The organism is Parabacteroides sp. AF21-43 (assembly GCF_003635435.1).
GTDB classification, from domain to species: Bacteria; Bacteroidota; Bacteroidia; order Bacteroidales; family Tannerellaceae; genus Parabacteroides; species Parabacteroides distasonis.
In genome coordinates this window covers 332-550 of the sequence record NZ_QTMG01000076.1, presented here as the reverse complement: position 1 = coordinate 550, position 219 = coordinate 332, and the positions used below count along the sequence as shown (strand labels likewise).

1 protein-coding gene is annotated in these 219 nt (G+C 42.9%); it reads left to right on the top strand.

The window, feature by feature from the left end:
* Nucleotides 1-219, top strand: a 219-nt coding sequence (locus DWX84_RS22090; protein ID WP_233573992.1) for a single-stranded DNA-binding protein, incomplete at both ends; no start/stop codon positions are given.

The following is a 219-nucleotide window of genomic DNA, read 5'->3' as shown; positions in this document are numbered from 1 at the left end:
AAGATTGAAAATTCATTCGCAGTAACAGGTTTTATCGGTAAGGATGCAGAAATCCGTAGTTTTGAAACAGCAAGCGTAGCACGCTTTTCTATCGCGGTCAGCCGTGCAGACAAGACAGGTGAAGAAACCTCTTATGTTTCCGCTTTCATGGGGATTGAAGCCTGGAGAAAGAATGAAGCACTGGATTCCTTCGATGTATTGAAAAAAGGTGAGCTGATA